The following is a 20,206-nucleotide window of genomic DNA, read 5'->3' as shown; positions in this document are numbered from 1 at the left end:
AATGAATTGTGAATTTGATTCTACATCAATAGTTAGTAATTAATCTTTATCAAAAATAATAGCAGACAATATAATTAAGCTCATTTCAAATTGAAAAGCTTCATTTCTATCCTAACTCTATTTTGGAATTTTCTATGTTAAATAATACGGCAGTTAACTCACTTTGTAAATCTAGCGCCTGGTGAGATACAAATCGATGATAATTTAATACTTCTGACGGTGTTAATTCAAAAATGGTTGCAACCACTTCAGCAATTGACAGACTTTCAATCTCTCTTTTACGCCATTTTCGATCAATACAATAATTCCAAAGCTCCTCCTCTGAAAGCGCTTGATATTGAAGAAAACGAAACTCTTCTATTTTACTTTGTAGCACAACATACACATGGTCAAAAAGCTTACAATAACGAATCGTCATAATATGCCCACCTCAGTTTTAAAGTTGTAATCACTACTTTTCATGCATACAAATAGTGTATATCAAAAAAGATAAGTTGAGAAGGGATGGCGCTGGTGGCATCATTTATAAAGGGTACAATCTTTTTAATATTTGTCATTTTTTTATCAAAATGCTTTGGCTTTATTTACCGCATGCAATTTATGCGTATTGCTGGAGAAGAAGCAGTTGGTATTTATATGACTGCTTATCCAACATTTATTTTTTTTATTTCGATTGCTCAGCTTGGCTTGCCAATCGCTGTTGCTAAACTGACAGCAGAACTTCGTGCGAAAAAGCGCAATGAAGATGTACAAGCAGTTATGACAAAAGCGACTTTTATTTCTACAATTGCAATTTTAATTTTATTACCCCCGCTTTATTTGTCATTACCATGGCTTGCTCGCACATTATTACAAAATGAAACTATTGCCCTTACTTTAAAAGTATCATTGTTTACTGTACCAATCGTTGTTTATGCAAGCTTAATAAAAGCTTATTTACAAGGTTTAGCAAAAATAACGCCTACAGCTTGGGCTCAGTTGCTAGAGCAAGTTTTACGTATTGCGCTTGTTATTTTACTTTTACCGTATTTTGTTAGTGCTGATGCGAGTATTACAGCCGCAGGTGCGATGCTTATTACATTGCTTGGAGAAATTTTTTCGTTATTGTTTTTAGCATTTCACTATGCAAAAGAAAAATACACAAAAAAAACAGCAAGCTACCCTGCTGCACCATTATTTCGTATTGCTTTACCTTCAGCGGGCAGTAAAATGTTCGGCACATTTACGTGGTTTTTAGAGCCAATTATTTTTTTAAAGGCACTAACCGTTTCTGGACTTGCTGCAACTGCCGCCACTACTTTGTATGGCGTTATTTCAGGTGTGCATATCCCATTACTGCTATTTCCTTCATTCATACCCAATGCTTTAGCAATTGTACTTATTCCAGCTGTTAGCGATGCAGTTGCACGTAATAATACAGCAATATTAACTGAGCGTGTAGCGGTGTCACTACGCCTCTCATCCATTATCGGTTGCTTCGCTGCTACTTATTTTTTTATTTACGGTGATGAACTTGCGATGAAGCTATTTCATTTAGAGGAAAATCGCGGATTTATGAAAATATTGGCGCCAATATTTTATTTTTATTACGTACAAAGCCCGCTTCATTCTATTTTACAAGCTGTTGATGAGGCCCGAGCAGCAATGATGAATTCAGTGTATGGCGGCTTGGCAAAGCTATTTATTTTATTCGCGCTTGCCTCACAACCATTTATTCAGGAAAAAGGAGCAATTATTGCGATTGGCTTTGGTGTACTTATTACATCATTTTTACATATCGCAACATTGCGTCAGCATCCTCGCATCGGTGTTGGTTTTCAAATTTTCGTAGTACCCTATGCAATATTTATTTTCGTCTGCCTTGTGCAAACATTCATTCACTTTACTGGTCATTTTTGGACTGATAGTGCAATCACGTTGGCACTTATTACACTATTACTATTGCTCACAAATCAAATTCGTTGGCAAGATTTACGCTATTTACGTGCTATTTTTTCGAGACTTTAACTGAACATGTAATTTGCCTTCTTCATAGCTAGCATAAAAAACACTCTTAGGTGAATAAATACCTTGTGCACGTAGCTCATCTTCTAGCCACTCTTCTGTTTTACCAATTAAACGTAGATGCTTAACATCTAAATAACCGTCGACAATAATGGGTAAAATAAAAGCAGGGTCATCTTTCTTATAAATGGACAGCTTACCCGATTGCTCTAAAAAAGCAAAGGAAATCGTTTGTATAGAGCTGACCCCCTGCTCTCGCATTTGTTGAAATAAATCATCTAAATTATACCGCTGCTTCGCCATTTCATGCTCTAAAATGATACCATCACGCACAATAATTGTAGGGTCTCCATCAATAACATCGCGCAAACGTTTATTTTTTAATATAAAAATTGCATTAATATATTGAATAGTGAAAAGTAGTAATATTGGCAAGACAGATTTCAAAAATGGCTTGTCCACATCTTCAAGAGCCAAAGCAGCGACTTCTGCAATTAATACATATACAGCTACATCTAAAATGCTTAGCTCTCCTAATTCGCGCTTACCCATCATCCGAAATACAAATAATACAAGAAAATATAGAAAAACTGTTCTCATTATAATTAATAAATATTCTTGCACACCCAAAACCCTCTTTTTGTTCATTGTGAGCAAAACGAGGGTTTTTCATACAGGTTTATTTTTAAATCGAGGCTAGTTCATACATTGTTTGCCCTTTCATAGCTGTCCATTTAATCAAGTCAATACAGGACCTCTTTTTTGCTATTTTTCATTTTCAACTAAAATTAATTCAGAAATCGTGCGTCCTTGGCCATCTGTTATTTTAATCAGCCCAATATCTTTCACAAAATAATAACGATAATTATTATAAGCCTTTAAAATAACTACATTCTCAAATGTACCTGCTTTTACTTTGACAGTTTTTGTTGTACTTTCGACAAAAATTTTAACCTTCTCTGGAAAATCTTCATTTGGCAAGATTGTATATTCGTATGTATAGCTTCCTTCTGTCATTGGATATTTATATTGACCAAATGTTACATCCGACTCGGCCACACCGATATCTAGCCATTTTGTATTATTATGCCATTCCGAAACGTAATCACCCACAGCATATCCATAATTTACATCATTACTACAAGGTATTGTACTTAATACTAAAACGACAGATGTATATTCTTTCGAACCACATGTATGATACTTTTCTACTCCTTTTTTCGAAGCTGCATAGTAATCTGGACTATAGATAAGCGTAAGACCTGCTTTCGGATATAATCCCCCTGTCACTTTTTTATTCGGATTTTTCGCTGATAATGCTGATGAATATACATAGCCCTTTTGTTTGCCAGCCTGAATATATGACCATTCCTGCTTTGTTGAAAGCAAAGTAACAGCAGATTTATTTTTCACTGTTCCAATTTGCTTTGCATTTTTTACTGGTTGATCGCGTAAAATAATGTCACTTTTCGCATTAACATACACTGTTTTACTAGCTGCATCAGCCTTTCCACTACTATAAACAACACCTACTACTACAGCTAATAACATAAAAGTAGCTATTAAAATTCGCTTCATTCTGTATCCCCCATTTCTAATCAGATATGCTTTTTGAACTATACAATTTTCTATAATGCGTAAAAATTATATCATACATTCAGTAGATTAACGAAGCGAAAATTAGATATAACGGTCTATTTTACAGTTAACATTCCTCAAAATAGCAAATACTTAAGCAAAAATGAAAAAAGCTGACAGGAAAATAGATTTTAACATCTACTTTACCTGTCAGCCCTATTCTCTTAGTCTACTAAAACTCGACCAATAGCTTGTCTTTCAAATTTCACACGTACGTTGTCCGCAATGATTAAATATACTACTGTATCTTCAATCGCGTCTACTTCACCATGTAAACCACCAATCGTTACTACACGGTCACCGCGTTTAATACTATTTTGCATTTCTATCGTTGCTTTTTGTCTTTTTTGTGCTGGACGGATTAAAATAAACCACATCGCAACGAACATTACTACGATCATTCCGATATTCATAAATGAAGAACTCAATGTATTTCTCCTCCTTTCAAAATCTCACTTCTACAGTATAGTATAAAATACTATAAAAAAGCGATTAGAAAACGCTTTTTTTCTCAAATTTTCTACTATTTCTCTAGTTTAACAACAAATTTTCTTAGAAATTTTTTGCATCCGGCAAATTATAGCCATATTTTTCAAAAAACTCTTCTTTAAAATCACCTAAACGGTCTTCACGAATAGCTTGGCGAACATCTTCCATTAACTTAATTAAGAAGCGTAAATTATGATAAGAAGTTAAACGTAAGCCGAACGTTTCCTCTGTGCGTAATAAATGTCGCACATATGCGCGTGTATAGTTTTTACATGTGTAGCAATCACAATTTTCATCAATTGGACGGAAATCACGTGCGAATTTTGCATTTTTAATAACCATGCGACCTTCTGATGTCATTAGGGTACCGTTACGCGCAATACGAGTTGGTAGTACACAGTCAAACATATCAATGCCACGAATTGCACCATCGATAAGCGAATCTGGCGAACCCACGCCCATTAAATAGCGCGGCTTATTAGCAGGCATTAAAGGTGCTGTAAAGTCCAACACGCGGTTCATGATTTCTTTTGGCTCCCCTACCGACAAACCACCGATTGCATAGCCAGGAAAATCTAATTCTACTAATGCTTCTGCTGAACGGCGGCGCAAGTCCTCATACTCGCCACCTTGAATAATGCCAAATAAGCCTTGCTCTTCAGGTCGACTATGTGCCTCTTTACAGCGCTTTGCCCAACGAGTTGTACGGTCAACTGATTTTAACATATAGTCATATGTTGCTGGATATGGTGGACATTCATCGAAAGCCATCATAATATCTGAACCTAAATCATTTTGAATTTCCATCGCTTTTTCAGGACTTAAAAATAGCTTATCACCGTTTAAATGGTTACGGAAATAAACGCCTTCTTCCTCGATTTTACGGAACTTGCTTAAAGAAAATACTTGGAAACCACCTGAATCTGTTAAAATCGGGCGATCCCAGTTCATAAATTTATGGAGACCTCCTGCTTCCTTGACAATATCATTACCTGGACGTAGCCATAAGTGGTAGGTGTTCGATAAAATGATGCCTGCATTCATTTCTTTTAGCTCTTCAGGCGACATTGCCTTAACAGTTGCTTGTGTTCCAACAGGCATAAATGTAGGTGTTTCAAACGAGCCGTGTGGTGTATGCACGATTCCTAGACGTGCGCCCGTTTGCTTACATGTTTTAATTAATTCATAGCGTATAGCTGGTTGTGTCATCAAAAATCCCTCTCATTTCTAAAGGTAAAAACAGTACCTCGAATTCATCTATGTGTCAACAATGACATTGCACACAAAACTTTATTGTATAGTGCTATCTGTTAAATAGCAATTTATCCTACATTAACAGGCAGAGATTTTATATAAATAAAGAATGTTCTTCCTTTTTATTTCATAAGAAAAATGGAAGACAACTACCCATAAATGTCTAATGGGAGACCATCAGGATGTTAGCATCTGCTCTCCCTGTTTTAATCTTCACTGATTGCAGTTTCACTTTATTTGGCTGGACGAATAAACATCGCATCGCCAAAGCTAAAGAAACGGTACTTTTCGTCTACCGCCTCTTTATAAGCATGTAAGATCGTTTCTTTACCTGCTAGAGCACTAACAAGCATCACAAGCGTTGATTTCGGAAGATGGAAATTCGTTATAAGCCCATCAACCGCTTTAAATTCATACCCTGGATAAATGAAAATAGCCGTCCATCCTTGCTCAGCAACGATTTTCCCGTCATTTTTAGAAGCGACAGTTTCCAAAGTGCGTGTTGATGTTGTACCTACTGCAATAACATTCCCACCGTTTGCTTTCGTGCGGTTAATGATTTCAGCAGTTTCCTCTGATACACTATAAAATTCCGAATGCATGTCATGGTCTTCAATTGATTCAACACTTACAGGTCGAAACGTACCTAAGCCTACATGCAATGTAACGAAAGCAATTTCTACACCTTTAGCACGTATCGCCTCAAGCAATGGCTCTGTAAAATGTAGTCCTGCGGTTGGAGCCGCTGCCGAACCGCGCTCCTTAGCGTATACTGTTTGATAGCGTTCCTGATCATCCAACTTTTCGCGAATATATGGCGGTAAAGGCATTTCTCCCAAACGCTCCAAAATCTCATAAAAAATGCCTTCATACTGAAATTTGAATATACGTCCACCATGCTCTAACTCACCAACACATTCCGCACGTAGTAAGCCTTCACCAAATGTAATCACAGTACCTACTTTCACGCGCTTTGCTGGTTTGACTAATGTTTCCCATTCATCATCATTCGTTTGCTTTAACAATAATATTTCAATATTTGCGCCAGTATCCTCTTTTACACCAATTAAGCGAGCAGGTAATACGCGCGTATCATTTAACACAAGGCAATCCCCAGCGTGAAGCTCGTCTAAAATATGTGCAAATTGATGATGCTCAAGCTCTTGCTCATTTGGATTGACAACTAATAGACGACTTGCTGTTCGGTCTAATAATGGTGTTTGGGCAATTAATTGCTCTGGTAAATAAAAATCAAAATCTTCTACTTTCATAAAAAACGTCCTTTTACTTAAGATTGTTGTGGCGTTATGCCGAAATGCTCATACGCCAATGCCGTTGCAATACGACCTCTTGGTGTTCGCTGCACGAAGCCGATTTGCAATAAATATGGCTCATAAACATCTTCTATCGTTATACGTTCCTCACCAATTGATGCCGCCAATGTATCCAAACCTACTGGACCACCGCGGAAGCGCTCTAGCATTGCCATTAATAATTTATGGTCTATATGGTCTAAGCCAAGTGGATCCACCTGTAACAGTTCTAATGCCTGCTTAGCAAGAGGTAACGAAATTTGTCCATCTCCTATTACTTGGGCATAATCCCGGACACGCTTTAATAAACGATTGGCAATACGAGGTGTCCCTCTGGAACGACGGGCAATTTCATATGCTGCTGCGTCATCCATTGCTACTCCAAAAAGTTGACCGCTACGTATAACGATCTTTGCCAATGATTCCTCATCATAAAACTCTAAACGGAGTAGCACACCAAAGCGATCACGTAGTGGTGCAGATAATGCCCCCGCTCTCGTGGTTGCTCCAACTAACGTAAATGGTGGCAATTCTAGACGAATTGAGCGTGCTTCTGGACCTTTGCCTACAACGATATCCAAGCAAAAATCCTCCATTGCGGGATAAAGCACTTCTTCAATCGCCCGTGGTAGACGGTGAATCTCATCTATAAACAACACATCACCTGGTTCTAAGCTGCTAACGATAGCTGCTAAATCACCTGGTCGTTCAATAGCTGGTCCACTCGTCATACGGACTTGTACGCCCATTTCATTCGCAATAACAGAGGCTAACGTCGTTTTTCCGAGCCCTGGTGGTCCATACAGAAGTACATGATCTAGGCATTCTTGACGCTGCTTTGCTGCTTCTATGAAAATCTTCAAATTATCCTTTACTTGATGCTGTCCAATATATTGCGCAAGCGTCTGCGGGCGTAAAGAATACTCGAGTTGTTCCTCTGCCGCATTCGCTTCGCTTGAAATCACTCGATCTGACATTCCTTATTCCTCCTATTTTAATTTCAATAGTAGCTTTAACGCTTGCTTCATATAAGCATCCGTCGTGGTTAATGCTTCATCTGCTTCAAGCTGTGGCTGCACCTTTGCTAGCTCACGTTCTGCATAGCCGAGTGCCGTTAATGCTAATAATGCCTCTTCTAGTTCATGCTTATACGGATTGACACCAAATAACGGAAGCTCCTCCTCTGTACTTGGCAGCTCTACATGATCTAATAAAGCCCCTAACTTGCCTTTTAAATCTAAAATCATTTGGCGTGCCGTTTTCTTCCCAACGCCAGGGAATTTAATTAAAAATGACTCGTCCTCCATTTCAATCGCCTGAATTACTTGCACTGGATTACCTGTCGCTAAAATTGCTAGCGCTCCCTTTGGTCCAATGCCCGATACTTGAATTAATTTTCGAAAGAGCTCACGTTGGTCTAGACTTGTAAATCCATAAAGAAATTGCGCATCCTCACGTACATGCATATGTAAAAAAACCTGCTGTTCTACTGCCGTTTTTTGAAAAGCAAATGGGTTTGGTGTAAATAATCGCCAGCCTATACCTTGCTGCTCTACAACGATATATTCAGGTGTAATACGTGTCACCTGTCCTTTTAAATAATCATACATCTTTTATCCCTCACAATCATGCATTTATTATAGCATAAAGTGAAAGTTCCTCCCCATTGATTGTTATAGCGGAACGTAGGATAAGATATTAAATTGATAAAAAAATGCCGAAAAAGCAAAACAATATCTGCTTTTTCGGCACTTCCTATACATTTTAATGTAATGATTATTCGATCAACACTTTAAGTATAGTGTTCAATTTGTTTTATTAGCCTCGGCCAATGTTTTAGCGCTTTTTTTGTAAAAGGGATTAAGTAATCTAAAAAAGGCTCGCGCTCTTTTGCATCTAACTGTAAAATATAAAGCCATTCTCGCAGTAATTCATTCGGATAATATATATACGAAAGCTGTGGTATACAAATAGCTGTATAAGGATGTTCCTTAAGAAGCAATGATAAATCATAATCAACATTTGGCAAAGCACGATGCAGCCATAAAATCATTTCATCGATTGGCGAGCCAAGTATAGCTAAATCAAAATCGATTAACAAAATCCCTTTATCTGTTTTCAAAAAATTATGATGCACAACATCTCCATGCAGCAAAGTTGATTCCACAGCTTGCACAGGAGCTTTCGACATTTTACGTAAACCTTTATGCGTAGAGTTAACAATTGTGGTGTAATCTTTATCTAAATAATAAGAAAGCTCTTTTTCATTTATCAAAAAGCGATCAAACCTTGCCCGCCATTTTCGCTGTAGCTGCTGACGAGGAAGCGGCTCAAGCTGCCAATCAATACTTTTTTTCGTTTCATGAAGAGCTTGCAGGCAATCGACAGCTGCTAACCGTTCTTCTTTTTGGTCAAAACGCGCACTTCGACCTTCATGCCATTTTTGAATGACTACCCCATCATTGTTATTGACAATTGGAATATGATAAGGGAAGCCAATTGCTGTCAATTTTTGATGAATATTTTTTACTTTTTTTTCGATTACAATTTCATCATATTTTTTGACAAAAAATGTGCCTGTTGCCGTTTGCCATTTCCAGCAATTATGCTTAATATACATGTTAATAATGCCATGGTGGGAAAGGCATTGGCTGACATGGCATTTGCATTGGCATCATTTGTGGATGCGGTGAGCATGGGCAAGGCTGGTTCATTTCTTCATAATAATTTTCGGTGCGCATTTCTGGTTCCATCATTGGTGAAGCTTGTTGTTCCATCTCAGCTAGTTGTTGTGGTGGCATACTAGGAAACTGCTGCATCTGCGGATACATCATCATATCGTATGGTGTTGGCATAGGCATCGGGCAGCACATCATTGGCATTGGTGGCATACACATTGATGGACATGGCATCGGCGGTGGGAACATCATATGTGGCGGTGGCATAATTGGCTGTTGTAGTTCCGGCATTGGCATAATCGGCTGCTCAATTTTCGGTGGTGGCATAATTGGTTGTTGTACCTCTGGCAACGGCATAATCGGTTGCTGGATTTGTGGTGGTGGCATAATTGGCTGTTGTGGCATTGTTTGCATTTGTGTCATATCAATATGCCACGGCATATAAAAATTAAATTCTGGCCATACAGGCTGTTGTGGCTGCCAGTGCATTGGTGGCATGATAGGCTGCTCAATTTTCGGTGGTGCTGGTGGTGGAACATGTCTCCGTGGACTCTCCACCTTTTCTTTTATATGCTCTTTCATATGCTCTTTTGGCCTTTCCTTCACATGCTGACCGTCTGGTAAATATATTTCCATTCCCGGTACAATGTAATCTGGATTTGCTAAATGAGCATTTAAACGCTTTAGCTCCTCAAAGCCGATACTATATTGTTTGGCAATCTTCCACAGTGTATCGCCTTTTTGGACAATATGAACTCGCATGGGCATCCTCCTTTTCTCGCTTTATCATATGTGGAAATTAAAAAATGGACACAAATCTTTTAGGCGCATATAGATGCTCTCGTGTTACACTATGTTAGGACAAATTGTGGATATACATTAAATTTATTCGAGGTGATGGCATGAAAAAAATGTTGGGCGATGAACGTCGCTATGAGCTATTATCATTATTAAAAGCTGCGGGTAAACCAATTACAGGTACAGATTTAGCAAAACATGCTAATGTATCACGTCAAGTTATTGTTAATGATATGAATTTATTAAAAGCACGTAACGAACCAATTATTGCAACAAGCCAAGGCTATTTGTATATGCCTTTGGAAAAAGCAACTCATATAGAACGGAAAATCGTTTGTACACATAGCGCCGATAATGCATTAGATGAAATGTATACAATTGTAGATTGCGGTGTGATGATTAAAAATGTGATTGTTGACCACGCAGTGTACGGTGAAATTACCGCCTCTATTATGGTATCTAATCGCCCTGAAGTAGAGGCTTTCGTTAAGCGTGTAGAAGATACAAAAGCTACTTATTTATCCGTTTTAACAGACGGAACGCATATGCACATCATTAGTGCACCATCTGAAGGCTTACTTGATTTAGCTGAAGAACGGCTACGTGAAAAAGGCTATTTAGTTGAAAACTAAAATGTAAATGATATTTTGCTAAATGTGTCACATAACACAATAGTAAGATATCTTTTTTATTTTGATTCAGTAGGTATACAAGCACTTACTGAATCATAGAAACTTAGTCTAAGAACGCAACGATTGAGTGACCAACATCGTATTGCCCCACCCCCTTGGCGGATATCACAGATTTTAAAAAATTCCCCTCGCAAGCTCAAAAAAATCTGGAAAATAGTTAACCAAGGCGTAATTGATTTCCAAAAAAAAAATATTGCAATCGAGTTTGATAATCATTATCATTCATATATAAACTTTAGAAAGTAGGTATTTTTATAATGAAAACAAAATTATTTTCAGCTTTAGCCATTGGCACGATTCTATTGACGGGCTGTAACAATATAGAGGATGAAAAAACAGAAGAAACACCAGCTACATCAACCGATTTATCGGAGGAATTATCAGCATACCAGCAATTTTCCTTAGAGCAAATGGATCAATTTTTACTTGAAACTGAGAAGTTCGTTACAGCATTTAAAGCTGGTGATATCGACAAGGCAAAAGCCTTATACGCGCCTACACGTATGTATTTTGAACGCTCTGAGCCAATCGCAGAAAGCTTCGGCGACCTTGACCCTCGCATCGATGGCCGTTTAGCTGATATTGAGGAAGAAGGCAAAGGAGAAGAAGAATGGACAGGCTATCATAAGCTTGAATATGCGTTATGGGTAGAAAATAAAACGGCTGGCTATGAGGCGATTGCTGATCAACTTTTAGCTGATACAAAGGAACTTCATGCGCTTGTGCAAACTGTTGAAGTAACTCCAGACTTAATGCTTACTGGTGCTGTTGACTTACTAAATGAAGTTTCTACATCAAAAATTACGGGTGAGGAAGAAATTTACTCACATACAGATTTATATGATTTCAAAGCAAATATTGAAGGCGCACAAAAGATATTTGATATTTTACGCCCCAAATTACAAGAAAAAGATAAAGATTTAGTAGCAACATTAGATGGAAATTTTACGTCAGTAAACGAATTATTAGCACAATATGCTACAACTGATGGTGGTTTTGTTTCATATGAAGAATTAACGGAGCAGGATACAAAAGCATTAGCAACTGCTGTTAACCAATTAGGCGAGCCATTAAGCCAAATGGGTATTATTTTGGAGTGATGTAATATGCCAACACAAAATGATAAAAAAATTTCAAGACGAGAGATGTTAAAGCTGACAGGTGCAAGCATCGCTGGTGTAGCGATTGGAGCCTCTAGCCTTGGCGGTATTATGCACACAATGGGCTACAACCCATTAGACATTATTGCTGATAATAACAATACAAAAAATAAAATAAATTTTTACGGTAAGCATCAAGCAGGTATTACTACACCTGTACAAAAACATATTTATTTTGCATCATTAAACGTGCTTTTTACATCTATTGATGATTTACAAGCATTGTTTAAGAAATGGACACCACTTGCTGTTCGTTTAATGAATGGCGAGCAAATGGTTGATGTGACATCGAATGCTAGTATCCCTACTGGCGATACTGGTGAAGCACAAGGCTTAGATGCTGCTAATTTATCGCTTACATTTGGGATTGGTGTGTCACTGTTTGACAAATTGAACATTCAATATGCAAAACCCACAGCATTTGTAGAATTACCGCATTTTCCAAAGGATCAGTTACAACCCGAATGGACAGGTGGCGATATTTGCATCCAAGCTTGTGCTGATGACCCACAAGTAGCCTTTCATGCAGTGCGTAATTTAATTCGAGCTGCCTCAGGAAAAGTAGAAATGAAATGGTCACAAGCAGGCTTCAACTCCTTCCCTGCCGATGGTGGATCACCGCGCAATTTATTTGCATTTAAAGATGGAACAGTGAATCCTTCTATTACAAGTGAACAAGATTTAAATAAAGTAGTATGGGTGGAAGATGGTTGGCTTAAAGGCGGCAGCTATTTAGTAGCACGCAAAATTCAAATGCATCTAGAAACGTGGGATCGTACATCTTTAAAAGAACAGGAAGCAACTTTTGGCCGCTATCGTGACAGCGGTGCACCATTTGGAAAAAACAATGAATTTGATGATTTTGATGTAGAAGCAAAAGATTTAGAAGGCAACTATATTATACCTAACACATCACACGTTCATTTAGCTAGAAAATCTGGAGCTCGTATGTTAAGACGCTCTTACTCTTACGCTTCCGGTATGCTAGCGAATACAGGAACACATGACGCAGGTCTATTATTTGTATCCTTTCAAAAGGACCCTGCACAATTTATTTCAGTCCAAAATAGCCTAGGACGCATGGATAAAATGAATGAATATATTACTCATCGTGGCAGCGCAGTTTTTGCATGCTTCTCTGGTGTGTCAAAAGGGAGTTATTTAGGTGAGGCATTTTTTAACGCATTATAGCATTATTTTCTTATTGCTTTTGGTATTTACACTTCCTGCAAATGCTGCACAATCATATAGTCATTTATATATTTCCATTAGCGATGCGCTAATGAATACAAAACAAGATAAAAATGATGAAGCAACGGCAGCTCTCAATCAATTTGCACAAGACTGGGCACAAATTCAAACGGAGCAGACGGAAGCAAAATCGCAAGTAGATCAAATCTTATCAAAGGCACTTCAAGCTAGCTCAAAGGAGGAGCGCTCGACTGCATTATCAGAATTGTCTAGGGCGCTTCGTCATTTAGAGAAATTGGAAAATCCTGTAGATATAGCTGCCCAGCGAAGGGAATTTGAACAAAAGTTCCAGCCTGTTATCTCAGAATTTGAACAAGCTTTAGCAACTGGCAATATTGATACGATTAAACAAGCCTACAAAAAATTTAATTCAAACTGGAAAAAAAGTGAACGACCAATACGTGAGCAAAGTGTTGCCATGTATGGTCAAATTGAAACACAAATGGCCTTCTTACGCATTACGCTTTCCTCTGAACAGCCTGAAATACAAGTACTTGAATCACAATTTAGTGAATTGAAACAAACAATAAATGATTTTATTGCAGGTAAGGAAACGGCTTCTCTTGTAGAAGGAGATTATTCAATCGCTACATTAATTGCATATATAGATGAAGCAAATAGCTTTATAGATGCGGGCGATTATCAAGCTGCATCAGATAAATTGCGCGATTTCATTAAAGTTTGGCCAAACGTTGAGCAAGATATTTCAACACGCAATGGCGGCTTATATACGAAAATTGAAAGTGAAATGCCTATTATCATAAGCCAGCTATTAAAATCTGATACAGATGTGAAGAGTGCACAAAATAAGCTTTCGACACTACGCACAGAAATTCAGCTTATACAGGACCAGGCGGACTATTCTATTTGGGATGCTGCACTTATTTTGCTACGCGAAGGCTTAGAAGCATTACTTATTATTTTAGCTTTGATATCATTTTTAAATAAATCAAAGCAGCAGCATATGAAGAAATGGATTTATGTTGGGGCATTTGCTGGAATTGTATTATCTGCTATTGCTGCAATTGCGATGTCAACAATCTTCAGCTCTAACACAATCAATACCCAACGTGAGCTAATGGAAGGCTATATAGGTCTTGCCGCTGCCATCATGATGCTTGGAATTGGTATTTGGTTGCATAGAAAATCAAACATAGCTAGCTGGAATAACTACATTACGAAACAATTAAACAATGCCATTTCCCGTGGCTCTATCCTATCGATGGCAGCTATCAGCTTTTTATCAGTTTTCCGTGAAGGCGCAGAAACGATTGTCTTTTATGCAGGAATTGCACCAAAAATGCCTATCACACACTTCATACTAGGTATTGCTGTTGCATTAGCAATTTTAGCAATTGTTGCAATCATCTTATTTAAAGCAAGTGGAAAAATCCCGATTCACCGCTTTTTCGCTGTCGCAACTGTATTAATTTATGTGTTAACATTTAAAATTATCGGTGTAAGCTTGCACACATTGCAATTAACTAATAGGATTCCAACTACAATCGTGGAACATCTACCAGTCATTCCTGTTATTGGCTTCTATCCTACTTTAGAAACGATACTAGGGCAAGCTATTTTACTATTGATTATTGCAGCAACAATTTATTATAAAAAACGCCAGCGATGATTGAGAATCAACGAAATCCCTGTCACATCTAACTTAACATGGTAAAATAAGGAGGCTATTCAGAAAGAAATTTCGTTCTGAATAGCCTCCTCTTCTATATTAATTAACTATTAGAAACTTGTGCTTCTGCGGTGGTCGCATCAAATTTTGTCTGCGACGAGTAATCGCAGGAACGAGATGCCACCATCCTCGTTGCAAAGGATGTGTCTAAAAATAAATTTTCTGACACATCCTTTGAAACGCATTCAGCTTTTTAGTCGTCTTAGGGGCAAAGAAAGGATGTGAGGAGATGACACATGTAGAGCAAATCGCATTAGATAATACGCCAGAAATATGGCTCGATACTTTAATGGATACATATGGTCTTGCTTTAACAAAGCTTGCCTATAGCTATGTGCAGGACTGGGGCAAAGCACAGGAAATCGTACAAGATGTATTCCTTACTTGCTACGAACAATACAATAAAAGACACTCTATTCAATCATACAAAGCATGGATATACCGCATTACTATTAACCGCGCAAAGGACTATTATCGAACAGCTTGGTTTAAGCGTATTATCGTTAAAAACAGCGGCTTCGACCAGCAGCTGTCAAAACAGCCACCAACGGAACAATTCCTTATCGAGCAAGAGAATAATGAAGCATTGGCGCGTGCTGTACTCGCGTTACCAACGAAATATCGAGAGGTTATTTTGTTATATTACTACGAGGAGCTAACAGTCAATGAAGTGGCAACGATTTTACAATGCAATGATAACACTGTGAAAACAAGATTAAAGCGTGCAAGAGATAGATTAAAAATTTTATTAGAAGGAAGGGATTAGCATGGAGAAACAATTAAAGGAATTGCGTAATACGATGGACCAAAGTATTTTTCGTGATGCACAATTTACACAAAAGGAGCGAGTAGCTATCCACGCAAAAACACAAAAGAAAAAGCAAGCTCGCTGGATGCCACGAATTGCCTTCTCTCTCTCTGTTATCGTTTTACTATTAATGAGCGCCATTTATATACAGACAGAGCACTCTGCTAATTATCGTATTACAGCGCATGATTTAGAAGACCAATACTTCAAAAGTCAAAATATGGCGGCGAAATTCAGTTCTTTTTATTTCTATGAAAATGAACTTGTTGCCATTCCAACAATCCATGTATTTGCGGAAGCTAAAGAAGCTGCAAATTTATCAGAATCACGAAGGGAAGTTATTTACCCAAATATTTCCGTAAAAACAAACGGGACTATTTACTATGTTTATAGCGATGATGAATTAATTATAACACTTGAAAAAATTGCCCCTCGCATCGTTGTTGATCAAGATGGAAATCGTTATAGTACGGGCTCTTATTTAAGCAAGGAATACGAATTACAATTTATTAATAATTCATCAGTGGATCTTTTCAATCTAGAACTAAATATCGGGGATAAAAGCTATACAGTAACAAACAGCTTAAATAAGCCTATCCAAAATGGTGGCTCCCTAGCTTTAAATATTCCCCGTGAGCCATATACATCCCATCAAACAATCTCATTAGATGTCACTTTCATCTATAAAGATGCCCAAGGTAACGAACAATATGGGGAAATTGCACAGCCATTTATATTAGATAATTCCTACAGTGATTACTATACAATTAGTATTACTGGTGATTCCTATGACACACTAGAACTCGCCTTGCAGTTGGATGAATAAAATGAAACTTCAATCAGTGGGGCTCATCCCCACTGATTGTCAGCTTTCACCAACTGGGCTTTTCATGCAATCATCGCCTATTTTTCTTTTTTCCTCAATACTCGAGGTAGGCGTCTGTGCTCCTGCGGTTACTCGTCGCAAAAAACATCTGCTCCTGCGGTTACTCGTCGCAAAAAACATCTGCTCCTGCGGTTACTCGTCGCAAAAAACATCTGCTCCTGCGGTTACTCGTCACAGTAAAAAACTACTGTCCGTTAATGCGCTATAAATAAAAAACTGAATAGTTTGGTGCAAGCAAATTCGAATCTCGTTTTATTTCAAGCAATGCATCGCTGCCTTCGCCTCATCCCAAGGAACAATTTCTCCCTTACCTTTTTTGCAGAAAATGCTGGAGGATGTGTAAAGGGGATCTGCATTTTTATCATAATTTTTCTGTTTAATAATTTCCTCTGCATTATGACATAAATCATAGCCTGCAAACTGCAAGCTAAGTGTCCCCCTACCATTCGTGTATGCCGCAAATATGGTGTTATAATTCATAAATGTCGCAACAGGGACTTTACCAATTAATGTTGCCGTTGTTTCTGTCATAATCGGCGGTTCAAATATACCATGCGCTTGTTGTACATCATGCATCATACGCCCAAGAAAATCACTCGATGCCTTCATTTTAAAATGATAATAAGGCTCTAATAAAATGTTTTCAGCTTGCTCCAAGCCTTGGCGTAACGCACGGAATGTCGCCTCGCGGAAATCACCACCTGACGTATATTCTACATGCCCACGCCCTGTCAGTAATGTAAACTTCACATCAGTTACAGCTGAGCCTGTTAATAAGCCATTATGCGCTCTTTCAAATAAATGCTGCTCTACTAAACGAATATGCCCTACAGATAAATCGTCAGCATGGCAAACACTGTGAAACTCTATACCCGCACCACGCGCTGCTGGCTCCATTTGTAAATGCACCTCTGCGTAATGCTTTAACGGCTCAAAATGCCCATAACCGGTTACAATTGAAGCAATCGTTTCTTTATAAATGATTTGCGGATCTGCAAAGGTAATAGTAAGATTAAAGCGTTCCTTAGCAATTTCGATAAGTACCTCTAGCTGGATTACACCCATTACATGTACGTGTATTTCTTGTAATTCTTCTTGCCAAATTGCACGAAGTGATGGCTCTTCTTCATTTAATAGGCGGAATTGCTGCCAGACTTCCTTCATATGTAAGCTACCATGATAGACAACCTTTGCTTGCAGTGTAGGAATTAATTCAAAATCAGGTGCATTTGTTGTACTTCCCATTACATTACCAATTGGCGCTTGGCTAAAGCCTTTAACTGCAAAAATTTCGCCAGCATTGACAGCCGTCACTGTGTCAAATTTAGCTCCATTATAATGACGAATTTCTGTTACTTTTTCGGTCATATCACCAAATGTAAAGGCATCCCGCACTTGTAAGCGCCCTTGTAACGCCTTCATAAAGGTAAGTCGCTGCCCACCTGTATCATGTCGAATTTTAAAAACTTCAGCCTGGAACGGAGCTTCTGAATCAAAGCTCGTCATCGTTAGCTTAGCAAGCTGTTGGAAAAATGGTAGTACTCCTTCATCTTTTAATGCTGCTCCTGCCATGCAAACGAAGGCCTTACGCGTTGCAATTTGTTGCTGTAATTGCTTTATAACAATTGAACTTTCCAGCTCCCCTTCTAAAAACAATTCAAGTAATAGCTCATCACGCTCTGCAAGCCATTCTTTGACGTGCTCTTCATTAACAGTATTTTCTATAAATAAAATATCATCTGATAGCTCTTGGCGTAGCGTGGCAAGCACCTGCTCCTTACTCGCACCCTCTCGGTCAATTTTATTAATGAATAAGAAGGTCGGTACATTATATTTTTGTAATAGCTGCCAAACCGTTTCAGTATGTCCTTGTATACCCTCTACCGCACTGACTATAACAATCGCATAATCTATCACACGAATAGCTCGCTCCATTTCAGGAGAAAAATCAACATGCCCCGGTGTATCGATTAATGTATACGTATCACCTTCATAGTGAAAGCGCCCTTGCTCTGCAAAAATTGTAATACCGCGTGCTCTTTCTAATGCATGAAAATCTAAATGTGCATCTTGATTATCGACACGCCCCTTTTCTTTAATACCTTCCATATGATAAAGTAGCTGCTCAGAGAAGGTTGTTTTCCCTGCATCTACATGTGCTAAAATTCCAATTGTTTTAAACATCGTTTCACCTTTTTCACTATAATTCCAATCGACTTTAAACATTATTTTGTGTATAATAATAACAATTTCTTTCACCATGTAGTTAGGAGTACACATATATGTCACTTTTATTACTTGATATGAAAACAGTTATTGTATTGCTTGTTATCGGACATTGCTGTGTTATTACGCTTATTTCTGCCTACAGCTATCAATATAAAAAACCTACTGTTTGGGCATTTGTAATCGGAAAACTCCTACAAATTATCGCATTTACTATTATACTATTTCGAGAAACATTGCCATTTATAATTTCTATTTTTCTTAGTAACACAGTGCTACTTATTGGCACTACGATTGAATGTATCGCGCTGTTAATGTTGCTAAAATGTTTCACAGCTAACATGCGAAAAACTATTTTCATTGTAACACTAATAGGCCTATTTAGCTTTTATGTAGCTATTTTGTTTTATAATCATGAGAATGTACGTATTGCCATTGTATCTATTATCATAGCCATACTTATTGCCTTTCCAGTTCGAGCATTTTATCGAAATTGTAAAACGTCGATTTTACGGTGTATCATGCTTATGATTTATAGCGCCATTGCCTTATCACTTGTGCTTCGTGCATATAACGCGTTATTTGTCTCAACTGATGTAACACTTTTTGCAGAAAATGAATACCAAGCACTGGCCTTTTTAACAAGATTTATCGAAATGCTAGTCGGCAGTATTGGTTTTATTTTACTTGTGAAAGAACAAACAGATGTTGAACTGACACGTATGGCCATGATCGATGAATTGACAAACATTTATAATCGACGAGCCTTTATTCAGCGTGCTAACGCAATGATTGCTACAGGGATAAAGAAAAAAAGCACGCTATCCTTTATTATTTTTGATGTGGATCGCTTTAAAGGGATTAATGATACATACGGACATGATATCGGAGATTATATATTAAGGGAATTGGCAAAATTAATAGCTAACGAGCTACCGAAAGAGGCTATTTTTGGTCGCTATGGCGGGGATGAATTTGTTATTTTAATAGCGAACTGTCCAATCGACCGAGCAACTCAACTAGCAGAGGCATTGAGAGCCACTGTTTCGCAGCATCCATTTCAGCACATTTCTACACAATGTACGCTGAGCTTAGGCTCTGCCACAACCGATGCCAGCATAGCCCTTTCTTTAGATGAGCTCTATACAAATGCAGATAAGGCTTTATATCAAGCGAAGGAAAATGGGCGCAATCAAGTTTGTGCTGTAAGATTTTAGAATCATTTTAAGAAATACTAAACTATCGTAATAAAACTACAATAATATATTAAAGCGATTGCGTAAATAGATTTCCCTTTATGCAATCGCTTTAGTGATTTT

General features: G+C 37.9%; 19 protein-coding genes. 8 read left to right on the top strand and 11 right to left on the bottom strand.

Going from position 1 to position 20,206, the window contains the following annotated elements:
- Window positions 1-106: 106 nt before the first annotated feature.
- On the bottom strand, window positions 107-418 hold the full coding sequence (locus TY13_RS10095) for a post-transcriptional regulator (RefSeq protein ID WP_052344296.1): 312 nt from the start codon (window positions 416-418) through the stop codon (window positions 107-109).
- A gap of 95 nt (window positions 419-513) precedes the next feature.
- Between TY13_RS10095 and TY13_RS10090 the strand changes: the two genes are divergently transcribed.
- The gene (locus tag TY13_RS10090) at window positions 514-2,007 is read left to right on the top strand and encodes a putative polysaccharide biosynthesis protein (protein ID WP_042475093.1); all 1,494 of its coding nucleotides are present in this window, start codon (window positions 514-516) and stop codon (window positions 2,005-2,007) included.
- Here the strand turns inward: TY13_RS10090 and TY13_RS10085 are convergent.
- The 9 genes from TY13_RS10085 to TY13_RS10045 all read right to left on the bottom strand — a co-directional run bounded on the left by TY13_RS10085 (window position 1,981) and on the right by TY13_RS10045 (window position 10,138).
- Window positions 1,981-2,628: a DUF421 domain-containing protein gene (locus TY13_RS10085; protein WP_042475091.1), complete on the bottom strand. Its 648-nt coding sequence runs from the start codon at window positions 2,626-2,628 to the stop codon at window positions 1,981-1,983. The genes TY13_RS10090 and TY13_RS10085 overlap by 27 nt on opposite strands.
- A gap of 141 nt (window positions 2,629-2,769) precedes the next feature.
- The gene (locus TY13_RS19815; RefSeq protein ID WP_052344295.1) at window positions 2,770-3,582 is read right to left on the bottom strand and encodes an SH3 domain-containing protein; all 813 of its coding nucleotides are present in this window, start codon (window positions 3,580-3,582) and stop codon (window positions 2,770-2,772) included.
- Between the two features lie 224 nt (window positions 3,583-3,806).
- Entirely contained in the window at window positions 3,807-4,055 is a 249-nt protein-coding gene (gene yajC / locus TY13_RS10075; protein WP_042475832.1) for a preprotein translocase subunit YajC, read from the bottom strand.
- A 139-nt stretch (window positions 4,056-4,194) separates the two neighbouring features.
- Complete coding sequence (gene tgt, locus TY13_RS10070) at window positions 4,195-5,340, bottom strand: tRNA guanosine(34) transglycosylase Tgt (RefSeq protein ID WP_042475088.1); 1,146 nt, start codon at window positions 5,338-5,340, stop codon at window positions 4,195-4,197.
- Window positions 5,341-5,618: 278 nt separating this feature from the next.
- Window positions 5,619-6,656: a tRNA preQ1(34) S-adenosylmethionine ribosyltransferase-isomerase QueA gene (gene queA / locus TY13_RS10065; RefSeq protein ID WP_042475086.1), complete on the bottom strand. Its 1,038-nt coding sequence runs from the start codon at window positions 6,654-6,656 to the stop codon at window positions 5,619-5,621.
- Window positions 6,657-6,673: 17 nt separating this feature from the next.
- Window positions 6,674-7,675, bottom strand: a complete 1,002-nt coding sequence (gene ruvB / locus TY13_RS10060; protein ID WP_042475085.1) for a Holliday junction branch migration DNA helicase RuvB — start codon at window positions 7,673-7,675, stop codon at window positions 6,674-6,676.
- Between the two features lie 12 nt (window positions 7,676-7,687).
- A complete protein-coding gene (ruvA, locus tag TY13_RS10055; RefSeq protein WP_042475082.1) occupies window positions 7,688-8,308 on the bottom strand; it encodes a Holliday junction branch migration protein RuvA in 621 nt (206 codons plus the stop codon).
- Window positions 8,309-8,490: 182 nt separating this feature from the next.
- Entirely contained in the window at window positions 8,491-9,318 is an 828-nt protein-coding gene (locus TY13_RS10050) for a phosphotransferase (RefSeq protein ID WP_052344294.1), read from the bottom strand.
- Between the two features lies 1 nt (window position 9,319).
- Window positions 9,320-10,138: a LysM peptidoglycan-binding domain-containing protein gene (locus tag TY13_RS10045; protein WP_042475078.1), complete on the bottom strand. Its 819-nt coding sequence runs from the start codon at window positions 10,136-10,138 to the stop codon at window positions 9,320-9,322.
- Between the two features lie 140 nt (window positions 10,139-10,278).
- Between TY13_RS10045 and TY13_RS10040 the strand changes: the two genes are divergently transcribed.
- From TY13_RS10040 to TY13_RS10015, 6 genes are all read left to right on the top strand, one after another.
- Entirely contained in the window at window positions 10,279-10,806 is a 528-nt protein-coding gene (locus tag TY13_RS10040) for a transcription repressor NadR (RefSeq protein WP_042475077.1), read from the top strand.
- Between the two features lie 317 nt (window positions 10,807-11,123).
- On the top strand, window positions 11,124-11,966 hold the full coding sequence (gene efeO, locus TY13_RS10035; RefSeq protein ID WP_042475072.1) for an iron uptake system protein EfeO: 843 nt from the start codon (window positions 11,124-11,126) through the stop codon (window positions 11,964-11,966).
- Between the two features lie 6 nt (window positions 11,967-11,972).
- Window positions 11,973-13,217 carry an iron uptake transporter deferrochelatase/peroxidase subunit gene (efeB, locus tag TY13_RS10030; protein WP_042475069.1) on the top strand — a complete coding sequence of 415 codons (1,245 nt, stop codon included), beginning with the start codon at window positions 11,973-11,975 and terminating at the stop codon, window positions 13,215-13,217.
- Window positions 13,192-14,907: an FTR1 family iron permease gene (locus TY13_RS10025; protein WP_042475066.1), complete on the top strand. Its 1,716-nt coding sequence runs from the start codon at window positions 13,192-13,194 to the stop codon at window positions 14,905-14,907. Before efeB ends, TY13_RS10025 begins: the two co-directional genes overlap by 26 nt.
- A 289-nt stretch (window positions 14,908-15,196) precedes the next feature.
- Entirely contained in the window at window positions 15,197-15,733 is a 537-nt protein-coding gene (locus TY13_RS10020; protein WP_042475062.1) for a sigma-70 family RNA polymerase sigma factor, read from the top strand.
- A gap of 1 nt (window position 15,734) precedes the next feature.
- Window positions 15,735-16,601, top strand: coding sequence for a hypothetical protein (locus tag TY13_RS10015; protein WP_042475059.1), 867 nt, complete (start codon window positions 15,735-15,737; stop codon window positions 16,599-16,601).
- A 312-nt stretch (window positions 16,602-16,913) separates the two neighbouring features.
- Here TY13_RS10015 and TY13_RS10010 read toward each other — a convergent pair whose 3' ends face one another.
- Complete coding sequence (locus TY13_RS10010) at window positions 16,914-18,845, bottom strand: elongation factor G (protein WP_042475827.1); 1,932 nt, start codon at window positions 18,843-18,845, stop codon at window positions 16,914-16,916.
- Between the two features lie 98 nt (window positions 18,846-18,943).
- On the opposite strand from TY13_RS10010, the gene TY13_RS10005 reads away from it, so the two are divergent.
- On the top strand, window positions 18,944-20,104 hold the full coding sequence (locus TY13_RS10005; protein ID WP_042475057.1) for a GGDEF domain-containing protein: 1,161 nt from the start codon (window positions 18,944-18,946) through the stop codon (window positions 20,102-20,104).
- The last annotated feature ends 102 nt before the right edge of the window (window positions 20,105-20,206 follow it).

It is taken from the genome of Bacillus ndiopicus (assembly GCF_000612805.1).
GTDB lineage: Bacteria > Bacillota > Bacilli > Bacillales_A > Planococcaceae > Metasolibacillus > Metasolibacillus ndiopicus.
This window is presented reverse-complemented; position numbering and strand designations above follow the sequence as displayed.